Genomic DNA, 17,419 nt, shown 5'->3' with positions numbered 1-17,419 from the left:
CTCCCCGTTTCATCCCGGTGATTCTCATTCTTGACCGATCTTGAGGACGAGTGGGCGATTAGTCGACATGCGGCGGCGAAAAAATCACCGCCCAGACCGCGGGCCGACCCTGAATTGTTGTGATGCGGGCGGGCCAAATAGATTGCATTTTAAACGCTATTGTTTGTGTTTAACCGATTATTGGGCATTTTCACCTTATGTTCCCTCCGAGCAGTATGTCACGGAGACGATTATGAGTTTGCACACCCCTATTCACGCCCCGCTCGGCAAAACGGAATTCATGAATGGATATCTGGATGCCCTGGCGCTGGTCGAACGCCTGCACCGTCTGTTGCTGGATGTCATCAAGGATGAGTTTGAACGTGTCGGTGTGCTGGAAATCAACGCGGTGCAGGCGCTGCTGCTATTCAATATCGGCGACAACGAGGTGACAGCGGGCGAACTGAAGACCCGCGGCTATTACCAGGGCAGCAATGTCAGCTACAACCTCAAGAAACTGGTTGAAATGGGGTATATGCACCACCAGCGCTGCGAAATTGACCGCCGCTCGGTGCGCGTGCGCCTGACCGAAAAGGGTCGGAACATTCGCGATATCGTAGGCGGGCTGTTCGAACGCCATGCAGATGGCCTGAAGGGCAAGGGCGTTCTGGGCGATGACGGGATTGACCGGATCACCGCCTCGCTGCGCCGGGTCGAACGCTACTGGACCGATCAGATCCGCTACATCTACTGAGGCAATGTCGCGCCCCCGGGCGGATGCCTCGGGGGAATCTGGGACAGTGTCAGATCCGCAAGCTCCCGCAGCAGCTTGCGGATCATTGCGTTCTCGAAATCCTCGAAATCGTCAGCGGATTCGACAAACGCGCCGGGGCCACGGATCACCTGCGCCTGGTAATATTCCAGAAGCGTCTTCACGTTGCGCAGGTTCTTCGTGGTGTTGGCGCGCGATGCCGGAACGATGACCAGCCCGTTTATGGTAATGCCGCCCACCACCGCATTGGGGATTAGCCCGGGGGCGGGGCCGATATTGGCGGGGCCGTCGCCCGAGATGTCCAGCGTACGCCGCCAGCAGTGTTGACGCCGTTCCAGCAGACCCGCCCCAAAGACCATTGCCGCGCCGATCGCGGTGGACGGATCTGTGTAGCTGGCGAAAGTGCCGCGCAGGCGAACCGAAATCCTGGCCAGGGTCTCGGCATCGGAAACCGGGGTCCAGTCGACGAGCAGCCGGTGCTGGTTCAGCCCGCTCCATTCGAAAATAGCCAGCTCAACGGGGGCCTGCGGCGTGGCAAGAAATGCCTCTTGCACCTGCGGCGCGCGCAAGGCGGCGGCAAGCCCGTCCATCTGCAGGCGGTATTCCTCTTCGTCGACCGACCCCGACACATCCAGCCCCAGGGCCAGGGCCTGCCTGCAGGCAGGATCCGCGGCGCTGGCGGGTGGCGCCAGCAGGACGGCCGCCAACAGCGCCGTCGCCCGCCACGTCATCCGCGCGGCTCCGGCCGTGCCACCTCTGGTTGCGGCGCGCCGATCACCAAATCGCCGATTTCGCGGACAAGTTTGCGGGTCATCGCCGCCTCGAAATCCCGGAAGCTTCTCGCGATCTCGATAAAGGCGGCAGGCCCGTGTTTCACCTGGTCCTGGTAGAATTCCAGAACCCCGGCCGGCCCGCCCAGGATGACCAGGCCATTGACGGTTACGTTTTCCATCGGAAAGTGGCGATAGGCGGTGCGCGGCCCGTAACCGTGATTGTTCATCCCGTCGCCCGACACGTCGATCACCCGGCGCCCACATTCCGGGGCCCGCTCCAGCAACAGCGCGCCATAGGCAAGCCCGTGCCCAAGTGCGGTGGGGAACTCATCATGGCTGCGCGTCATTCCCGCCAGAACCGTCACCGCCAGGTCGATATCGTCATGGCTGCGCAGCCGCAGCCAGTCCAGGTGCAGCTTCTGCTGGGCCCGGCCGCTCCATTCGTAAACCGCCAGCGTCACATCGCCCGGTGCCCCGTTCAGGATCGCCCGGCGCACGTCGTCCGAATTCAGCGCCGCCGCCAGCCCGCGGCGTTGCAGGTCATATTCAAGCCCGTCGACCGACGAGGACACGTCCAGCGCCAGGGCAAGCGCCAGGCGGCACTGTGCCTGTGCCCCACCGGCCAGCAGGAAGACGGCCAATATGGCCGCCAGCCTTACCAATGTCCGGTATTCTCCATGCTGCGCCACGGCTCGGCGGCGGCCAGCGGCTCGCCCTCCTGCAACAGCTCGACGGATACGTTGTCCGGGCTGCGGACAAAGGCCATGCGCCCGTCGCGCGGCGGCCGGTTGATCGTCACGCCATTGTCCATCAGGTGCTGGCACATGTCATAGATATTCGCCACGCTATAGGCCAGATGCCCGAAATGCCGGCTGTCGCTGGGCAGCCCCTCGTCCCCGTCCCAGTTATGGGTCAGCTCCACCGGGCACTCCTCCTGCCCCTCGGGCGCCATGAACACCAGCGTGAACCGCCCGTCCTCATCGTCCCACCGGCGGGTCTCCTTCAGCCCCAGAAGCGCGTAGAATTTCATCGACGCCTCCAGGTCCTTGACCCGGACCATCGTGTGCAGATACCTGATTTTCATCGCCACATCCCTTTGCGTTGCCTGCCTAAAGGATAGCCCCCTTTGCCCCCATGTCGACCCCCGCCGACAGATTCGCGCAAAGAACAGTTGCCCTGCGAAAATCCCTTGATATTGTCTGTACCTCTAACGCGCCCCACCAGATATAGTGGGATGCGACTCGCCCGCCAGATAGAAGGACATGCCCCATGCCGCTCAGCCCCGAACAGCAGGCCGAAATCGACGAATTGCGCAGCACGCCCGCGCAGACCCTGCGCGCCACCGCCCCGGGGATGGAGCGCCACCTCTACACGGCCCACCCGGTGCTCGATCACGGCTTTGTCCGCGTCATCGACTACATGGGCGACGACGCCGCCATCACCCAGGCCGCGCGGGTGAGCTATGGCAAGGGCACCAAATCGGTCCAGAATGACGAGGGGCTCATTCGCTACCTGATGCGCCACTGGCACTCGACCCCGTTCGAGATGTGCGAGGTCAAGCTGCACGTCAAGCTGCCGGTTTTCGTTGCCCGCCAGTGGATCCGCCACCGCACCGCCAATGTGAACGAATACTCGGCCCGCTATTCCATACTTGACCGCGAGTTCTACATCCCCGCCGCCGACGACCTGGCGGCGCAGTCCACGATCAACAACCAGGGCCGGGGCGAGGCGCTGACCGGCGAGGAGGCAGAGCGCGTGCTGCGCTACCTGCGCGACGACGCGACCCGCTGCTATGACCATTACGAAGAGATGATCGCCGATGACGGCCAGCAGGGCCTGGCGCGGGAACTGGCCCGCATGAACCTGCCCGCCAATGTCTATACGCAATGGTACTGGAAGGTTGACCTGCACAACCTGCTGCACTTCCTGCGCCTCCGCGCCGACGCCCACGCGCAATACGAGATCCGCGTCTATGCCGAGGCGATCTGCAAGATCACCGCCGACTGGGTGCCGTTCGCCTACAAGGCGTTCGAAGATTACCGCATGGGCGGCGCGACTTTGTCGAGCACCGCCCTCGACTGCGTCCGCCGGATGCTGAAGGGCGAGGAAGTCACACAGGAAACCTCCGGCATGTCCAAGGGCGAATGGCGGGAGTTTGAGGGGGTTTTGAACGACCCTGCCTAGCAGGGTCAAATCGCTCCAGTGGAGCGAATTGAGTGAAAAACGGGCGCGCCTTTGGCGCGGCCAGATGAGGCGAATTTGATGGCACCTAATTTTTTTGAAAATTTCTGCGTGCCAGTTTGCTGCTACAAAATAGATTCAGGTTTGGCTATAGTTACAAGAATTTGCGGGACAGCCTTCTACATTAACAAAAAAGGAATTTTCCTGTCGGCTAGGCATGTCTTTGAAGACGCTTTTATTAATTCGGCGCAAAAAAATGAAACTGTTGGTTTGATGATTAAACCGAATGAAGGTGATGGCAGCAAAACTGCTATTACACGCGTGACAAATCTTGAAAATGCTCCCAATAAGGTGGACGTTTGTTTAGGAAAAACAGATTTTTGCGCACCTACAAACATTGTCCATCGTGACTTTGGCGAAACGCTGTTTCAGGAAGTGATCACGATAGGATATCCGACAGACGCAGCAGTAGGAGAAATCGGCGAGTTGTTTACAAACACTCGCGTCCACAAAGGGATTGTACAACGAACAATTCGTTTGGGCGATTTAAGTTTGACGCCAAGTGTTCAAGGCTATGAGCTTAGTTTTGTGCCTGCTCGCGGGATGAGTGGAGCGCCTCTGTTAGTTGTCGACAAAGCGACATTTTGTTTGCTGGGAATCTGTATTGGTTCATACAGATCGGAAGAAATGTTGAGCGAAATTGTTGAGGTTTCGGAACCTAGCCGAGAATACAGAGAAAGAACTGTCGCATATAACACGTACGGTGTGGCGCAGACTTTGAGTCCGATACTCGATTGGAAGCCAGTGCAAGGGTATGGTTCATCTTTAAGAGAAATGTTCGTTGGAAATTAAACCGGCTGATTTAGTTGGCGGTATTCATCCTTCTTTCCGATTTGCAATCCCCCGCGCGGAATCAAGCCCGAAGGGCGCCGCGTGATCGCCAGACCGCCCGCAAGGGCTGGCGATTTTGACATGTCGCGCACCGCTCTGATGTTTTCCGGACTTGGCCGGGATAAAGTGCACAGCACGCAGGTCGGTTCGCCACCCCGCGGTCTGGCGATCGCGCGGCTTACCTGCCGCCGGAGGATTGCCGGGACGCCGTTCACCCGAGCGGTCGGGCGAGGTATCGCCCGTAGGATGGGCGCCAGCCCAGCACCGCGATACCGTCCCATCCTTGCCCTAAATCCGCCGGGATTGCCCGATTTATTGCGGATATGCGCCGGTCATGGGGCCGGGCGCCGTTCTCCGTTGCATTGGCGCGGCTGCGCGGAGAGATTGCCGTAACCCGTGCCGGAGATCTCTGATGCGTGCGCTTCTGATCCTTTGTCTTACCCTCTCTTTCGTGCCGCCGGCGGCGGCGCAGGGCCGGGTCGAGAATGTCAGCGTCACGGCCACCGCGGCGGTCAATGCGCTGCGCGCGCGGCACGGGCTGCCCCCGCTGCGGTCCGAGGCCCGGCTGACCCGCGCGGCGGCGGGCCACGCGACGGACATGTCCCGCAAGGGATTCTTCAGCCATACCGGCTCGGACGGGTCGAGCGTTGGCAAGCGCGCGCGCAGGCACGCCTACGGGCCCTGCGTGATTGCCGAGAATATCGCCAAGGGGCACCCGCGGATGGAGCAGGTTCTGCGCGCCTGGATGGGGTCGCGCGGCCATCGCCGCAATATCCTCAACGCCGATGTCACCGAGTTTGCCCTGGTGCGCGGCAGTGGCAACATCTGGGTGATGATCCTGGGCCGCCCGGGATGCTGACCGGGGGCCGGCCCCGCCCGGCATGACCGCACCGCGCAAGTGATCCAGAGCGTCCCCGCAGCCGTACACCCCCTGTAGACGCCCCTGAATCGAGCGACGCGACCATGCAGATCATAGTTCTCTATCTTACCACGGCCCTTGTTTTCCTTGGCCTCGACGCGGTCATGCTGAAAAACGTGATGCGGCCGCTGTTCGAAAAGCATGTCTCCGGCCTGCTGGCGGACAGCCTCAACCTGCCGGCGGCAGTGATTTTCTACCTGTTCTATATCGGCGGGGTGATCTGGTTCGCCAGCCTGCCTGCGCTGCGCGAGGGCGCGCCGGGCAATGCGCTGATATCGGGGGCATTGCTGGGGGCTATGGCCTATGGCACCTATGAATTCACCAACCTCGCCACGCTCAAGGGGTGGGATTGGCAGATGGTGGCGGTCGACGTGTCCTGGGGCATCGTCCTGACCGGATTATCGGCCTGGGCGGGCGTTATGGCGGCCCGCGCCATTGGCTGAACGCCCTGGCGAAGGCCTTGATCCCAAATGTAAAATAACCTTCTAGGTTTCAGAGCAGCTTGAGGTCACCCGCCATCTGGCGCCCATCTCTTCCGTCCTGCAATTCAAACGAAACCTTCTGATTATCCGCCAGGCCCGTCAGGCCCGAGCGTTCGACCGCAGAGATATGCACAAACACATCCTTGCCGCCATCTTCGGGTTCAATAAACCCGAATCCTTTTGTTGTATTGAACCATTTCACGGTGCCAGTCGGCATGCCGCTTCTCCTTCTTGACTTCCAGTCCCCGGGAATATGCCGGGCCATGCGACGGCAATCGCCGCGCTACCGATGATTGCATGGCCTTTGTAAAAAGCAAGCGAAACCCCGTGACGTTTGCATGTGCCGGCGGTATTGAGGGCGGAAATTCGAAGGAGAAACCATGGTTCTGTACGGTTTGAAAAACTGTGACACATGTCGTAAGGCGTTGAAATTGCTTCCTGAAGCACAGTTTCAGGATGTCCGGGCGGATGGCGTGCCGGGGGACGTGCTGAAATCCGCCTATGAAGTCTTCGGTGCACAGTTATTGAACACGCGCTCTACAACCTGGCGTGGACTGAGCGACGCGGAACGCGCCCTTGATCCGCTGGACCTTCTGGCCGCGCATCCCACAGTGATGAAGCGCCCGCTGGTCGACCATGACGGTCAACTCTACCTGGGCTGGAACAGCGATGTGCAGGCCGCGCTACTTGGCTAGGCCGCGGGGAACGCCTATGTCAGTTGGGTGAGGCGGAGGCTACTGATGCGAAACGCGGCTTTGGTTCTGGGCATTATCGGCGGGATATTCGCCATGCTGGTGGGGTTTTTCGGCTATGGCTACACCGAGGCGGTCGAGCGCTATGGCGAGATCGAAGGCCTTGCCCGGCAGGTGGAGAACGTGGCCCTGATCCGGGCCGCGAGTTTCCTGTCACCGCTGCTGGCAATCGCGGGCGGGGCGATGGCCGCCGCCCGGGCGCTATGGGGCGGGTTGCTGATGCTGGTATCGGCTGGCCTGATGTATTTCGCCTTCGGGTTCAGCGTCTTTACCATGTTCCCCATCGGGTTCACCCTGTTGGGCGGTCTGCTGGCGATTGCCGCCGGCAAGCCGGACGAACCTAAGGCTCACTTCTAGGGGCGGTGTTGTTGGCGATTACCTTGTCGACCGAGACCGGGCCCGCGCCTTTGAACACGATCACGAGCAGCAGGAAAATCCAGAGCGCGCGCTGATCCATGATGATCGAATCGGGTATCTTGTCGAACCAGGCGCCCAGGGCCTTGGGCTGGTTGATGATATCGTGGCCGTAAAGGTCGGTCAGGGTCTGGACGGCGATGAAACCGATCATGCCCAGGGCGGCCAGGCGGGTCATCAGCCCGATCACGATCAGCAGCGGCAAGATGAATTCCGCATAGGTGCCGGCCAGGACCACCAGCGTGTGGAAGATCGTGAAGTTGGAGATGTCATATTCGGCCGCTTCCATCGCGCGCGGAAAGATTTGCGCATAGGCGTTGAATGACGGGCTGAAGAGGCCCAGAATTCCATCGCCCAGCTTGGTCAGGCCGGATACCCAGAAATAAAGCACGAACAATGCCGCAAACAGGAAGCGCGCGAGCGTCGGCAGCAGCCAGTCCGCCTTTTCCAATCCGTCGAATACCGCATTGTGCAGATAAATAAGCGCATTCATGGGTCTTCTCCCGTATCAATTCGCGTAATCGCCCGCCCCGACAGCAACAGGCTCAGGCCATGTGAAAGGTCAAACGCCGCCTCTGCTGCCACGGCGGCGTCATTGGCCTCCGACAGGGTATCGCGGCGCCCGATCGCTTGGATGAATTCGGCGCATCCGTCCGAAATCGGCGTCAGTTCGGGGTCAAATTCCGGGCGCAGGATCAGCACATTCTGGGCGCCGCCGGAGGGTTTGGGCGCGTCGTCCTCCAGGTTGTAGGCCCAGATCTGGTGGATGGGCCAGGGCGACCGCACGAGGTGCAGTGAAGGGGCAAGGTCAAACCGCACATCGCCCAGTTTCTCGGGGGCGACCGCCTGCAGCGCCTCGGCCGCCACCGGATCAGCGTCGGCGGCGTGATAGGAAATGCGCATGGCCTGTTCCAGTCGCGCGACATCGGGCAGGTAGCCGATATGCGACAGCGCCCCGACCCCGGCCAGAAAATCGGGAAAGGCCGCGCCGTAATGCATCATGATCGGGGTTTCGGGCGGGTGCTGGCGCAGGAACATGCCGGCCAACCCTTTGAAATTCTCTGCACCCAGCAGCTTGACGATGGCGGGAAAGGCCAGCTCCAGCGCCTCGGTCAGGCTGGCGGCGACGTTATTGCGATAGACCGCGAAGCGGCGGCCCGCAGGCTGCCCAAAACCGTCGCTAAGCCCCACCGGCACGGCAAGGGATGCGTCCAGTAGGGCGCCGTGAAAGGCGGTTTGCGACACGCTCATGCCGGGACTTTCTGCAAGGCACGCGCGGCGCGCCCGGCCTCCTCGGCCAGCAGGGGCCAATCGGGAACATCGGTGTCCCATTCGATCAGAACGGGCCGCGCGCCCGCCTGCTCCAGCGTATAGTCAAGCAGGGTCCAGACCGGGTCTGCCACTTCGCGCCCGTGGCTGTCGATCAGCAGCGGCGCGCCGTGATCATCATGTTCTTCGTCGTGGCCGCCAAGGTGGATTTCCCCCACCCGCGACAGCGGGAAGGCGTCGATATAGGAATAAGGATCGGTCTGCAGGTTGGTGGCCGATACGAAGACGTTGTTCACATCCAGCAGCAAACCGCAGCCGGTGCGCTTGGCAACCTCGTCCAGAAACGCGGTTTCGGCATAGGTGCTTTCGTCGAAGGCCAGGTAGCTTGACGGGTTCTCCAGCAGCATCTGCCGGCCCACGGCCTCCTGTACCTGGTCGATGTGATCGGCGACGCGGGCCAGGGTCTGTTTGGTGTAGGGCAGGGGCAGAAGGTCATTCAGAAAATGGCTGTCATGGGTGGACCAGGCCAGATGTTCGGAAAAACTGGCCGGCTGAAGCCAGTCGCAGAGATGTTTGAGGCGGGCAAGGTGATCGGCGTCCAGCGCGCACTCACCACCGATGCTGAGGCCGACACCGTGAACCGAGATGGCGAATTTCTCGGACAGGTGGCGCAACTGGGCGATCGGGCGGCCGCCGTCGCCCATGTAATTCTCGGCATGGATTTCCAGCCATTCCACCGGCGCGGCGTCTTTCATGATCGCGCTGAAATGCTGCGGCTTGTAGCCTACGCCAGGCGCAGCGGGCAGGGCGGTGAAACGGGGAGAGTTATCCAGCATGATAAATATCTTTGGTCAGGCCAGGCAGGGCGGGTGGGCGCGCGCGACGGTCGCGCGCGCCCTCGGTTCTCAGGACGGCAGATCGCGGTCCAGCTCTTCCAGCGAGCCTTGGCGCGGGGTGCCGTCTGCCGTTGCCGGCAGTTCGATTTCGGCGCAGGTGCCTGCGTCAACCAAGGTCCAGGCGTTACCCTGATAGTCAACGGTCGAGGTGCCCGCGCAGGTTGTGCCCGGTCCTGCCGCGCAGCCGTTTTCACCGGCCAGAGCGACACCGTAGCATTTTTCCTTGCCCGCGGCATTTGCGCCGCCGGTCTGTGCGGCAATGGCGGCTGTCACGGCGCCGGCAATGGCAACGGTCTTCATCATTTTCGACATTCGGGTATCTCCCTAATAGTTTAGCTCGTATCGCCCGTGGCGACAGGGTTACCCTATCGTGGTCTTGGCGATGCGAGAAAGATAATTGCATTGGCGGGCAAAAAACCACTCACGAGCGCGTTAGACACATGCGTGTCAGGAAGTGTGAGAACAGATAACCCCCACAACATTCTGATTTATAAGGAAACTACAACGAAAACGCAGTCGGGGTGCAACAGATTGTTACATCTTCCGACTGCGGATTCAGGTGTTTGTTACAGCAAGTCCGGCGGCGTGGCCTCGTGCGCAAGCTGGGTTGTTACACTGTCCAGCGGCTGCACGCTGGTCTGCTTTTCACCAAGCCTGCGGACCGAGACAGTGCCTTCCTCAACCTCCTTCATGCCACAGGCCAGGATGACCGGCACCTTGCCGACGGAGTGTTCGCGCACCTTGTAGTTGATCTTTTCGTTTCGCAGATCGGCCTCGGCGCGGATGCCGGCGGCTGTCAGCTCCTCCACGACCTTGCGGACATAGTCATCCGCGTCCGAGATGATCGAGGCGACGACAACCTGGCGTGGCGCCATCCAGAACGGCAGCTTGCCGGCGTAATTTTCCAGCATGATGCCCAGGAAGCGTTCGAAGCTGCCAAGGATCGCACGGTGAAGCATGACGGGGCGGTGTTTCTCGCCATCGGCGCCGATATAGGTGGCGTCCAGCCGTTCGGGCAGGTTGAAATCCACCTGGAACGTGCCGCATTGCCACTCCCGCCCGATGGCATCGGTCAGTTTGAAATCCAGTTTGGGGCCGTAAAAGGCGCCCTCGCCGGGATCGACTTCATAGTCGTTGCGAACATTCAGGATGGCCTTTTCCAACGCTACTTCGGCCTTGTCCCAGACCTCGTCCGAACCCACGCGGACCTCGGGGCGCGTGCTCAGCTTGATGTCAAAGCTGGTGAACCCGGCGTCGCGGTAGATATCCGACAGCAGGTCGATGAATTTCGAGCATTCTTCCTCGATCTGATCTTCGGTGCAGAAGATATGCGCGTCATCCTGGGTAAAGCCGCGTACCCGCATCAGCCCGTGCAAAGCGCCATGTGCCTCGTATCGGTGGCACGAGCCGAATTCAGCCAGGCGCAGGGGCAGGTCACGATAGGATTTCAGACCCTGGTTGAAAACCTGCAGATGGCACGGGCAGTTCATCGGCTTGAGCGCATTGGTGCGCTTTTCGTTCGCGTGTTCCTCGTCGATCTCCGTGATGTACATATTCTCACGGTACTTGTCCCAATGGCCCGACGCTTCCCAGAGCTTGCGGTCTACAACCTGCGGCGTCTTGATCTCCTGGTAGCCGGCCCTGGTCAGTTTGCGGCGCATGTAATCCTCGAGCGCCCGGTAGATCGTCCAGCCATTCGGGTGCCAGAATACCATGCCGGGGGCCTCTTCCTGGAAATGAAAGAGCTGCATCTCGCGCCCCAGGCGGCGGTGGTCGCGCCTCTCGGCCTCTTCCAGAAAGGTCAGGTAGGCCTTGAGCTTTTCCTTGCCGGTAAACGCCACGCCGTAGATTCGCTGCAGCATCTGGCGGTTGCTGTCGCCGCGCCAATAGGCGCCCGCGACGCTCATCAGCTTGAAGGCGTCCGCCGGAACCTGCCCGGTATGTTGCAGATGCGGTCCGCGGCACAGATCCTGCCAGTGGCCGTGCCAGTACATGCGCAGCGGTTCATCGCCGGGAATCGACTCGATCAGTTCGACCTTGAAGGGTTCGCCGTTATCCTCGTAATGCTTGATCGCGCGGGCGCGCTCCCAGATCTCGGTTTTCACCGGGTCGCGAAGATTGATGATCTCTTTCATCTTCTTCTCGATCAGGCCCAGATCCTCGGGGGTGAAGGGCTCGGCCCGGTCAAAGTCATAGTACCAGCCGTTTTCGATCACCGGGCCGATGGTGACTTTGACATCGGGCCAGATCTCCTGCACCGCGCGGGCCATGATATGCGCCAGGTCGTGGCGGATCAGTTCGTTCGCCTGCGCCTCGTCCTTCATCGTGTGAATGCTGATTTCGGCATCGCCCCGGATCGGCCATTGCAGATCCCAGTGCTGGCCATCGACGGTGGCGGATATGGCCTTTTTCGCCAGCGAGTTCGAGATATCGGCCGCGACCTCGGCAGGTGTGACACCGGCCTCATAGGATCGTGCATTGCCATCGGGAAGGGTAAGGGAAATCTGGGCCATCGGCCTTAACTCCTCGTCGGTTTGGCGCCCACGGAACGCCCGGTTGCGGGTTATATGCTTGGGCGCCTATCTGAACCGGGCTTTTTCCCAAGTCAAGCCCGCGACAAGAATATGCTGGCAGATTTCTCAGGCACGGCATCGCGCAAGCGATTGATCTGAATGGCTTACCACCTTCGGGTGTCTCCCCTGTTGCCGCATGGTGCGCAACTGCATACGGACTCTGTGCGCCACAGTATACGAAATGCGCGCGTAACATATTGACGCAGAATGGTTTTTTCTGTGGACTTGCGGCGGCGCACGCGTATCTTCGTTGCCAGAACCACCGCTGAGGCGGGACAATGATAAAGCGTCGGGGAGAGTTTGATGACGGCATATAATCCGAATTTCGAATTGTCGGTCGCGGATGTCGACCTGATCGAAAGGGCGCTTCGTCTGACCAAGGCGGAGCTGTCGAGCCAGCTGATCGGTAGCGGCGCGCAGACCAGCGAGGGTGGTGACACTGCTCCGGAAGTCAACGAGACCTTGCGGCAAATCCATGATCTGCTGGGGCGTCTGCACGGCCAGAAAGTGTTCTACCGTCCGCGTGCGGGGGCCTATATCGGCGGGTAGGGTTGCGGCAAACACGTCTTGCATCGCCCGCCCGCTTGCGCTGAAACTGGCGCCAAGAGGGACCGAGCAACCGAAAGCACAGGCATGGCCAAGACGGAATTTCTGAGCACGCCACAAGGGCGCCGCATCGCGTATGTTAGGACGGCGGGCCGGTCGCCCGGCATTGTCTTTCTGGGCGGGTTCAAATCGGACATGGAGGGCACCAAGGCGGTGCATCTGGAGGCATGGGCGCGCCGGACCGGGCGGGCGTTTCTGCGGTTCGACTATTCCGGGCATGGGCAATCCTCCGGGGCGTTTACCGATGGTGCGATCGGCGACTGGGCCGAGGATGCCGCCGCCGCGATTGCCGAACTGACCGAGGGGCCGCAGGTGCTGGTCGGCTCGTCGATGGGGGGCTGGATATCGTTGCTGATGGCGCGGGCCGTGCCCAACCGGATCGCCGGGATGGTCACCATCGCCGCGGCGCCCGATTTCACCGAGGATTCGATGTGGGCCGGGTTCGACGACGCGCGGCGTGCCGAATTGATGGAGAAGGGACAGGTTGCCCTGCCCAGTGAATATGGCGAGCCCTATATCATCACCCGCCGCCTGATCGAGGAGGGGCGGCATAGCCTTGTGCTGCGCGATCCGCTGCGGTTGCCGTTTCCCGTCAGGTTTCTTCAGGGCACGGCGGATGCGGATGTGGACAGGTCCGTCGCGCTACGGCTCTTGGATCATGCTGAGGGGCCGGATATGCGGCTGACGCTGGTGGACGGGGCGGATCACCGGTTTTCCGACCCTGAGTGCCTGGCGCTGATCGAAACCACCGTCGAAGAGGTCTTGGCGCTGTCCGAGGCCAGCGGCCCCGGATATAACGAATAATCGCCAAAAGCTGGCTGGTGTGACTGCAAACGGTTGACGCGACACGCGGCTGTGGCAATCTGGCGTTGAGGTAAATCAGGCAGTCAGCCGCAAAAAGGACGTGTCGACATGCACAATCCCGTCGTGTTTCTACCGGGCATGATGTGTGATCTGCGGCTGTTTGCGTGGCAGCTTCTGGAATTCGGCCGGGACCGTGCGGTGACAGTCGCGCCGATCACGATGGGCGAACGGATCGAGGAGATCGCCTCGAACATCCTGGACAGGGTGCCGCCGAAATTTGCCCTTGCGGGGGCGTCGTTGGGCGGGGTAGTGGCGATGGAGATGCTGCGCCGCGCGCCTGACCGGATTACGCGGATCGCGCTGATCAGTGCCAATTCGCTGGCGGAAACGCCGCAATCCGCCGCGGAATACGAGCCATCGGTGATCAAGCTGCGTTCGGGAAAACTCGAAGAGGCCGTCAACGCGCTGATGCCGCCCGAGAACATTGCCGCCGGCCCCGGACGTTCGGCGGTGATGGCCGAGGTGCTGGAAATGGCCAGGGACATGGGGCCCGACGCCATAATCAAGCAGGTCAGGGCCCTGCAGCGCCGGCGCGACTACCAGTCGGTGCTGCGCCGCTGCAAGATCCCGGCATTGGTGCTGTGCGGTGACCAGGACGGCATGGCGCCGCTCAAACGCCAGAGCCTGATGGCCGAACTGATCCCCTATGCGGAGCTTGCCGTGATCGAAGGTGCGGGCCACCTGCCGACTATCGAACAGGCCAGCAAGACCAACGCGGCGCTGCACGGCTGGCTGAAACAGCCATTCGTATTGCAGGCCGCTGCCAAGGTCTGAACGTCAGGCCGCGGCGTTCTTGTTCGCGGGTTTCTTCATCTTGCCCTTGGGCGTCTTGCGCGGCGAGGTGCGGTTGCGCGGTTCAGGCGCATCGCTGTTGGCGTCGATGAAATCCAGCACCAGCGGCCGGATATTGTTTCGCCAGCTGCGGCCGGCAAAGATACCGTAATGGCCGGCATCGGGCTCGACATAGCTGGCCTTCTTGCTGTCGGGCAGGCTGGTGCACAGATCAAGCGCCGCAATGCACTGGCCGGGGGCGGAAATGTCGTCCTTGCCGCCTTCGACCGTCTTGACCGCGACATTGGTGATCTTGCCGAAATCCACCTGATGGCCATCGACGACAAATTCGTTGCGGGCGATTTCCAGACCCTTGAAGATGCGTTCAACGGTCGACAGGTAGAATTCGGCGGTCATGTCCATGACGGCAAGGTATTCGTCGTAAAACTTGTTATGGGGATCACGGTCGCTTGCCTTGCCCTGGGCCACGCGCGAAATCTGATCGGTGAATGCCTTCAGGTGCCGGTCTCGGTTCATCGACATGAAGGATGACAGCTGCAGCAGCCCCGGATAGACCATGCGGCCGACGCCCTGGTATTTGAACCCGACGCGCTGGATCATGGTTTCCTCAAGCTGGCCCATCGTGACGCGCCGGCCGAAATCGGTGACATCTGTGGGCGTGGCATCCGGGTCAACGGGACCGCCGATCAGCGTCAGCGAGCGTGGCTGCGCGTCGGGATCCTGCTCGGCCAGGTAGGCGGTGGCCGCCAAGGTCAGCGGGGCGGGTTGACAGACCGCGATGACATGCAGGTCCGATCCCAGCTCGCGCATGAAATCGACAAGGTAGAGCGTGTAATCCTCGATATCGAACTTGCCGCACGAGACGGGGATGTCGCGGGCATTGTGCCAGTCTGTGACATAGACCTCGCAATCGGGCAGCAGCGAACGCACGGTCGAGCGCAGGAGCGTTGCGTAATGGCCCGACATTGGCGCAACCAGCAGGACGCGCCGGGCCATTTCCTCGCGGCCCGAGACATCGAAATGGATCAGGTCGCCAAACGGGCGTTTCACCACCGTTTCGATATTGATCAGATGGTCACGGCCATCCTCTCCGGTGATGCTTTCGATGCCCCAGTCGGGCTTGGTCACCATGCGCTGGAATGTGCGTTCGGTCACTTCGCCCCAGGCGGCCATCCACTGAAAGGCGGGGTTTGGCGTCAGGCTGAAAACCGGATAAGATGCCAGAGACAGGGCGGTGGCCCCGAGCCACTGATTGGTGTTGCGGAGGGTTTCCATGAGGTCGTAGGTGGCCATATAGCGCATCTTGATACTCCTTGGGGCCGATGGCCCGGTTCCATCCGTCGCACTGCCCCTCCAGCAATACAACATTATGCTGCATAGCAGAAAGTCTAAAAGGATTTAATCAATATGGCAACGCAAGACGACGTCGCAAGTGTTGAACTCGACAAACTGAATGCGAATCTCGCGCGTGTAGAAGAGCTGTCGAAACGGCTGGTGAATGCATTTTCCAAGCATAACCCGGCAAATCCCTCGCTTGGTGGCCCGTCGCCGGATTTGTTTGCAAAAGCCGCCACTTCGTACTGGACCGAGATGTTGGGCAATCCGGGAAAGCTGTTTGAGAACCAGCTGGAATACTGGGGCAGTTCGGTGCGCCATTACATCGAGGCCCAGCAGATGTTGCTGCAAAGCGGCGCTTCGGAGGGTGCGGATGCAGAAAAACCGGGGCCCACTGACAAGCGATTCGCCAATCCGCTTTGGGAGAGCAATCCCTATTTCAAGGTCATCAAGGAGCAGTATCTGCTGAATGCCCGGGCGATCGAAAAGGCCGTCAGCGAAGCCGGTGATCTGAATGCGAAGGATCAGCAGCGGCTGAACTACTTCTCGCGCCAGATCATCGACATGATGTCGCCGACCAATTTTCTGGGCACGAATCCGGACGCGCTGGAACGGGCTGTCGAAACCGAGGGCGAATCACTTGTCAAAGGGCTGGAGAACCTCGTTGCGGACCTGGAGGCGAATAACGGCGAGATCGTCGTGCGGCTGGCCGATGAAAACGCGTTTGAATTGGGCGAGAACATCGCAACCACACCGGGCGAGGTGGTTTTCCGCAACAGGATGCTGGAGTTGATCCAGTATGCGCCCAGCACCGAGAAGGTGCACGAGATCCCGCTGGTCATCTTCCCGCCTTGGATCAACAAGTTCTACATTCTCGACCTCAAGGAGCAAAACAGCCTGATCAAGTGGGTGACGGATCAGGGGTACACGCTTTTCGTCGTGTCGTGGATTAACCCGGACAGTTCCTATGCGGATGTCGGCATGTCGGATTATGTCGAGGACGGGTTTCTGGCAGCCATTCGTGAGATCAAGGCGATCACCGGGCAAAAGCAGGTAAATGCGGTCGGTTACTGCATTGCCGGGACAACGCTGCATCTGACATTGGCGCTGCTGGCCAGGCGCAAGGACACCAGCATCAAATCCGCGACGTTCTTCACCGCGCTCACTGATTTTTCCGAGCAGGGCGAGTTCCTGCCGTTCCTCGAAGACGATTTCATCGACGGCATCGAGGAAGAGGTGCAGGCGCAGGGCATCCTGCGCTCGTTCATCCTGGGGCGCACGATGTCCTTCCTGCGCTCGAACGACCTGATCTACACCCCGGCGATCAAAAGCTACATGATGGGTGAAACCCCGCCGGCTTTCGATCTGCTCTACTGGAACGGGGACGGTTCCAACCTGCCGGGCAAGATGGCGATGGATTACCTGCGCGGATTGTGCCAGCGCAACGAGTTCATCGAGGGCGGGTTCGAGGTTCTGGGCGAGAAGGTTCACATCGGTGACGTCAAGGTGCCCTTGATGTCGGTCACCTGCAAGACGGATCATATCGCGCAATGGAAAGACTGCTACCGCGGATTTCAGATGACCGGGGCCAAGGACAAGACATTTATCGTGTCCGAATCCGGCCATATCGCGGGGATCGTGAACCCGCCATCCAAAAAGAAATACGGCCACTACACCAACGATGACCTGAGCCAGGGCGCAGATGACTGGATGGATGGTGCTCGATACCACGAAGGGTCGTGGTGGCCGCTTTGGGAAAAGTGGTTACGCAAGCATTCCGGCAAGAAAGTTGACGCCAGGGAACCGGGTGATTCGAATCATGAACCGCTCAGCCCGGCCCCGGGAACCTATGTCCGGCGCAAGGCAAACGATTTGTAATCAATAGGTTACGCAGCGTCAATTTTTTTGCTGCAACGCAGAA

At 60.6% G+C, this 17,419-nt stretch carries 21 protein-coding genes; 11 read left to right on the top strand and 10 right to left on the bottom strand.

The window, feature by feature from the left end; all coding sequences use genetic code 11:
- Positions 1 to 232: 232 nt before the first annotated feature.
- Positions 233 to 733: a winged helix DNA-binding protein gene (locus AAFO92_RS14490; RefSeq protein ID WP_347536327.1), complete on the top strand. Its 501-nt coding sequence runs from the start codon at positions 233 to 235 to the stop codon at positions 731 to 733.
- Here AAFO92_RS14490 and AAFO92_RS14485 read toward each other — a convergent pair.
- Genes AAFO92_RS14485 through AAFO92_RS14475 form a run of 3 tightly spaced genes read right to left on the bottom strand, consistent with a single transcriptional unit; the run spans position 727 to position 2,608 of the window.
- Positions 727 to 1,482 (bottom strand): DUF1194 domain-containing protein, encoded by a 756-nt coding sequence (locus AAFO92_RS14485; RefSeq protein ID WP_347536325.1) that lies wholly within the window; start codon positions 1,480 to 1,482, stop codon positions 727 to 729. The two genes, AAFO92_RS14490 and AAFO92_RS14485, sit on opposite strands and share 7 nt — an antisense overlap.
- The gene (locus tag AAFO92_RS14480) at positions 1,479 to 2,186 is read right to left on the bottom strand and encodes a DUF1194 domain-containing protein (RefSeq protein WP_347536323.1); all 708 of its coding nucleotides are present in this window, start codon (positions 2,184 to 2,186) and stop codon (positions 1,479 to 1,481) included. The genes AAFO92_RS14485 and AAFO92_RS14480 overlap by 4 nt, the downstream gene beginning before the upstream one ends.
- Positions 2,180 to 2,608 carry a VOC family protein gene (locus AAFO92_RS14475; protein WP_347536321.1) on the bottom strand — a complete coding sequence of 143 codons (429 nt, stop codon included), beginning with the start codon at positions 2,606 to 2,608 and terminating at the stop codon, positions 2,180 to 2,182. The genes AAFO92_RS14480 and AAFO92_RS14475 overlap by 7 nt, the downstream gene beginning before the upstream one ends.
- A 185-nt stretch (positions 2,609 to 2,793) precedes the next feature.
- Here AAFO92_RS14475 and thyX point away from each other — a divergent pair, with 185 nt between their 5' ends.
- From thyX to AAFO92_RS14455, 4 genes are all read left to right on the top strand, one after another.
- On the top strand, positions 2,794 to 3,708 hold the full coding sequence (gene thyX / locus AAFO92_RS14470; protein ID WP_347536319.1) for an FAD-dependent thymidylate synthase: 915 nt from the start codon (positions 2,794 to 2,796) through the stop codon (positions 3,706 to 3,708).
- 78 nt (positions 3,709 to 3,786) lie between these two features.
- Positions 3,787 to 4,557, top strand: coding sequence for a hypothetical protein (locus AAFO92_RS14465; RefSeq protein ID WP_347536317.1), 771 nt, complete (start codon positions 3,787 to 3,789; stop codon positions 4,555 to 4,557).
- Between the two features lie 451 nt (positions 4,558 to 5,008).
- Positions 5,009 to 5,455 (top strand): CAP domain-containing protein, encoded by a 447-nt coding sequence (locus AAFO92_RS14460; protein WP_347536315.1) that lies wholly within the window; start codon positions 5,009 to 5,011, stop codon positions 5,453 to 5,455.
- A 104-nt stretch (positions 5,456 to 5,559) separates the two neighbouring features.
- A complete protein-coding gene (locus tag AAFO92_RS14455; RefSeq protein WP_347536313.1) occupies positions 5,560 to 5,958 on the top strand; it encodes a DUF2177 family protein in 399 nt (132 codons plus the stop codon).
- A 49-nt stretch (positions 5,959 to 6,007) separates the two neighbouring features.
- Here the strand turns inward: AAFO92_RS14455 and AAFO92_RS14450 are convergent, their stop codons facing one another.
- The gene (locus tag AAFO92_RS14450) at positions 6,008 to 6,214 is read right to left on the bottom strand and encodes a cold-shock protein (protein ID WP_347536311.1); all 207 of its coding nucleotides are present in this window, start codon (positions 6,212 to 6,214) and stop codon (positions 6,008 to 6,010) included.
- Positions 6,215 to 6,377: 163 nt separating this feature from the next.
- Between AAFO92_RS14450 and AAFO92_RS14445 the strand changes: the two genes are divergently transcribed.
- The gene (locus AAFO92_RS14445; protein WP_347536310.1) at positions 6,378 to 6,692 is read left to right on the top strand and encodes an ArsC/Spx/MgsR family protein; all 315 of its coding nucleotides are present in this window, start codon (positions 6,378 to 6,380) and stop codon (positions 6,690 to 6,692) included.
- 45 nt (positions 6,693 to 6,737) lie between these two features.
- The gene (locus tag AAFO92_RS14440) at positions 6,738 to 7,106 is read left to right on the top strand and encodes a hypothetical protein (protein ID WP_347536308.1); all 369 of its coding nucleotides are present in this window, start codon (positions 6,738 to 6,740) and stop codon (positions 7,104 to 7,106) included.
- On the opposite strand, the gene AAFO92_RS14435 is transcribed toward AAFO92_RS14440, so the two are convergent.
- The 5 genes from AAFO92_RS14435 to thrS all read right to left on the bottom strand — a co-directional run bounded on the left by AAFO92_RS14435 (position 7,090) and on the right by thrS (position 11,841).
- On the bottom strand, positions 7,090 to 7,656 hold the full coding sequence (locus AAFO92_RS14435) for a DoxX family protein (RefSeq protein WP_347536306.1): 567 nt from the start codon (positions 7,654 to 7,656) through the stop codon (positions 7,090 to 7,092). The genes AAFO92_RS14440 and AAFO92_RS14435 overlap by 17 nt on opposite strands.
- Positions 7,653 to 8,414, bottom strand: a complete 762-nt coding sequence (locus AAFO92_RS14430; RefSeq protein ID WP_347536304.1) for a DNA-binding domain-containing protein — start codon at positions 8,412 to 8,414, stop codon at positions 7,653 to 7,655. The genes AAFO92_RS14435 and AAFO92_RS14430 overlap by 4 nt, the downstream gene beginning before the upstream one ends.
- Entirely contained in the window at positions 8,411 to 9,268 is an 858-nt protein-coding gene (locus AAFO92_RS14425) for a DUF692 domain-containing protein (RefSeq protein ID WP_347536302.1), read from the bottom strand. The genes AAFO92_RS14430 and AAFO92_RS14425 overlap by 4 nt, the downstream gene beginning before the upstream one ends.
- Before the next feature lie 69 nt (positions 9,269 to 9,337).
- Positions 9,338 to 9,640 carry a DUF2282 domain-containing protein gene (locus AAFO92_RS14420; protein WP_347536300.1) on the bottom strand — a complete coding sequence of 101 codons (303 nt, stop codon included), beginning with the start codon at positions 9,638 to 9,640 and terminating at the stop codon, positions 9,338 to 9,340.
- Positions 9,641 to 9,894: 254 nt separating this feature from the next.
- The gene (gene thrS / locus AAFO92_RS14415; protein WP_347536298.1) at positions 9,895 to 11,841 is read right to left on the bottom strand and encodes a threonine--tRNA ligase; all 1,947 of its coding nucleotides are present in this window, start codon (positions 11,839 to 11,841) and stop codon (positions 9,895 to 9,897) included.
- Positions 11,842 to 12,204: 363 nt separating this feature from the next.
- Here thrS and AAFO92_RS14410 point away from each other — a divergent pair, with 363 nt between their 5' ends.
- The 3 genes from AAFO92_RS14410 to AAFO92_RS14400 all read left to right on the top strand — a co-directional run bounded on the left by AAFO92_RS14410 (position 12,205) and on the right by AAFO92_RS14400 (position 14,145).
- On the top strand, positions 12,205 to 12,450 hold the full coding sequence (locus tag AAFO92_RS14410) for a hypothetical protein (RefSeq protein ID WP_347536296.1): 246 nt from the start codon (positions 12,205 to 12,207) through the stop codon (positions 12,448 to 12,450).
- 84 nt (positions 12,451 to 12,534) lie between these two features.
- On the top strand, positions 12,535 to 13,311 hold the full coding sequence (locus AAFO92_RS14405) for an alpha/beta hydrolase (protein ID WP_347536294.1): 777 nt from the start codon (positions 12,535 to 12,537) through the stop codon (positions 13,309 to 13,311).
- 108 nt (positions 13,312 to 13,419) lie between these two features.
- Positions 13,420 to 14,145, top strand: coding sequence for an alpha/beta hydrolase (locus tag AAFO92_RS14400; protein WP_347536292.1), 726 nt, complete (start codon positions 13,420 to 13,422; stop codon positions 14,143 to 14,145).
- Positions 14,146 to 14,148: 3 nt separating this feature from the next.
- Here AAFO92_RS14400 and phaZ read toward each other — a convergent pair whose 3' ends face one another.
- Complete coding sequence (gene phaZ / locus AAFO92_RS14395; protein ID WP_347536290.1) at positions 14,149 to 15,465, bottom strand: polyhydroxyalkanoate depolymerase; 1,317 nt, start codon at positions 15,463 to 15,465, stop codon at positions 14,149 to 14,151.
- 105 nt (positions 15,466 to 15,570) lie between these two features.
- On the opposite strand from phaZ, the gene phaC reads away from it, so the two are divergent.
- On the top strand, positions 15,571 to 17,376 hold the full coding sequence (gene phaC, locus AAFO92_RS14390; RefSeq protein WP_347536288.1) for a class I poly(R)-hydroxyalkanoic acid synthase: 1,806 nt from the start codon (positions 15,571 to 15,573) through the stop codon (positions 17,374 to 17,376).
- Positions 17,377 to 17,419: the final 43 nt, after the last annotated feature.

Origin of the sequence: Roseovarius sp. CAU 1744 (assembly GCF_039839345.1) — a bacterium.
GTDB lineage: Bacteria > Pseudomonadota > Alphaproteobacteria > Rhodobacterales > Rhodobacteraceae > Roseovarius.
Note: the sequence above shows the minus strand (reverse complement) of the source record. Positions and strands in the feature narration are given on the sequence as shown.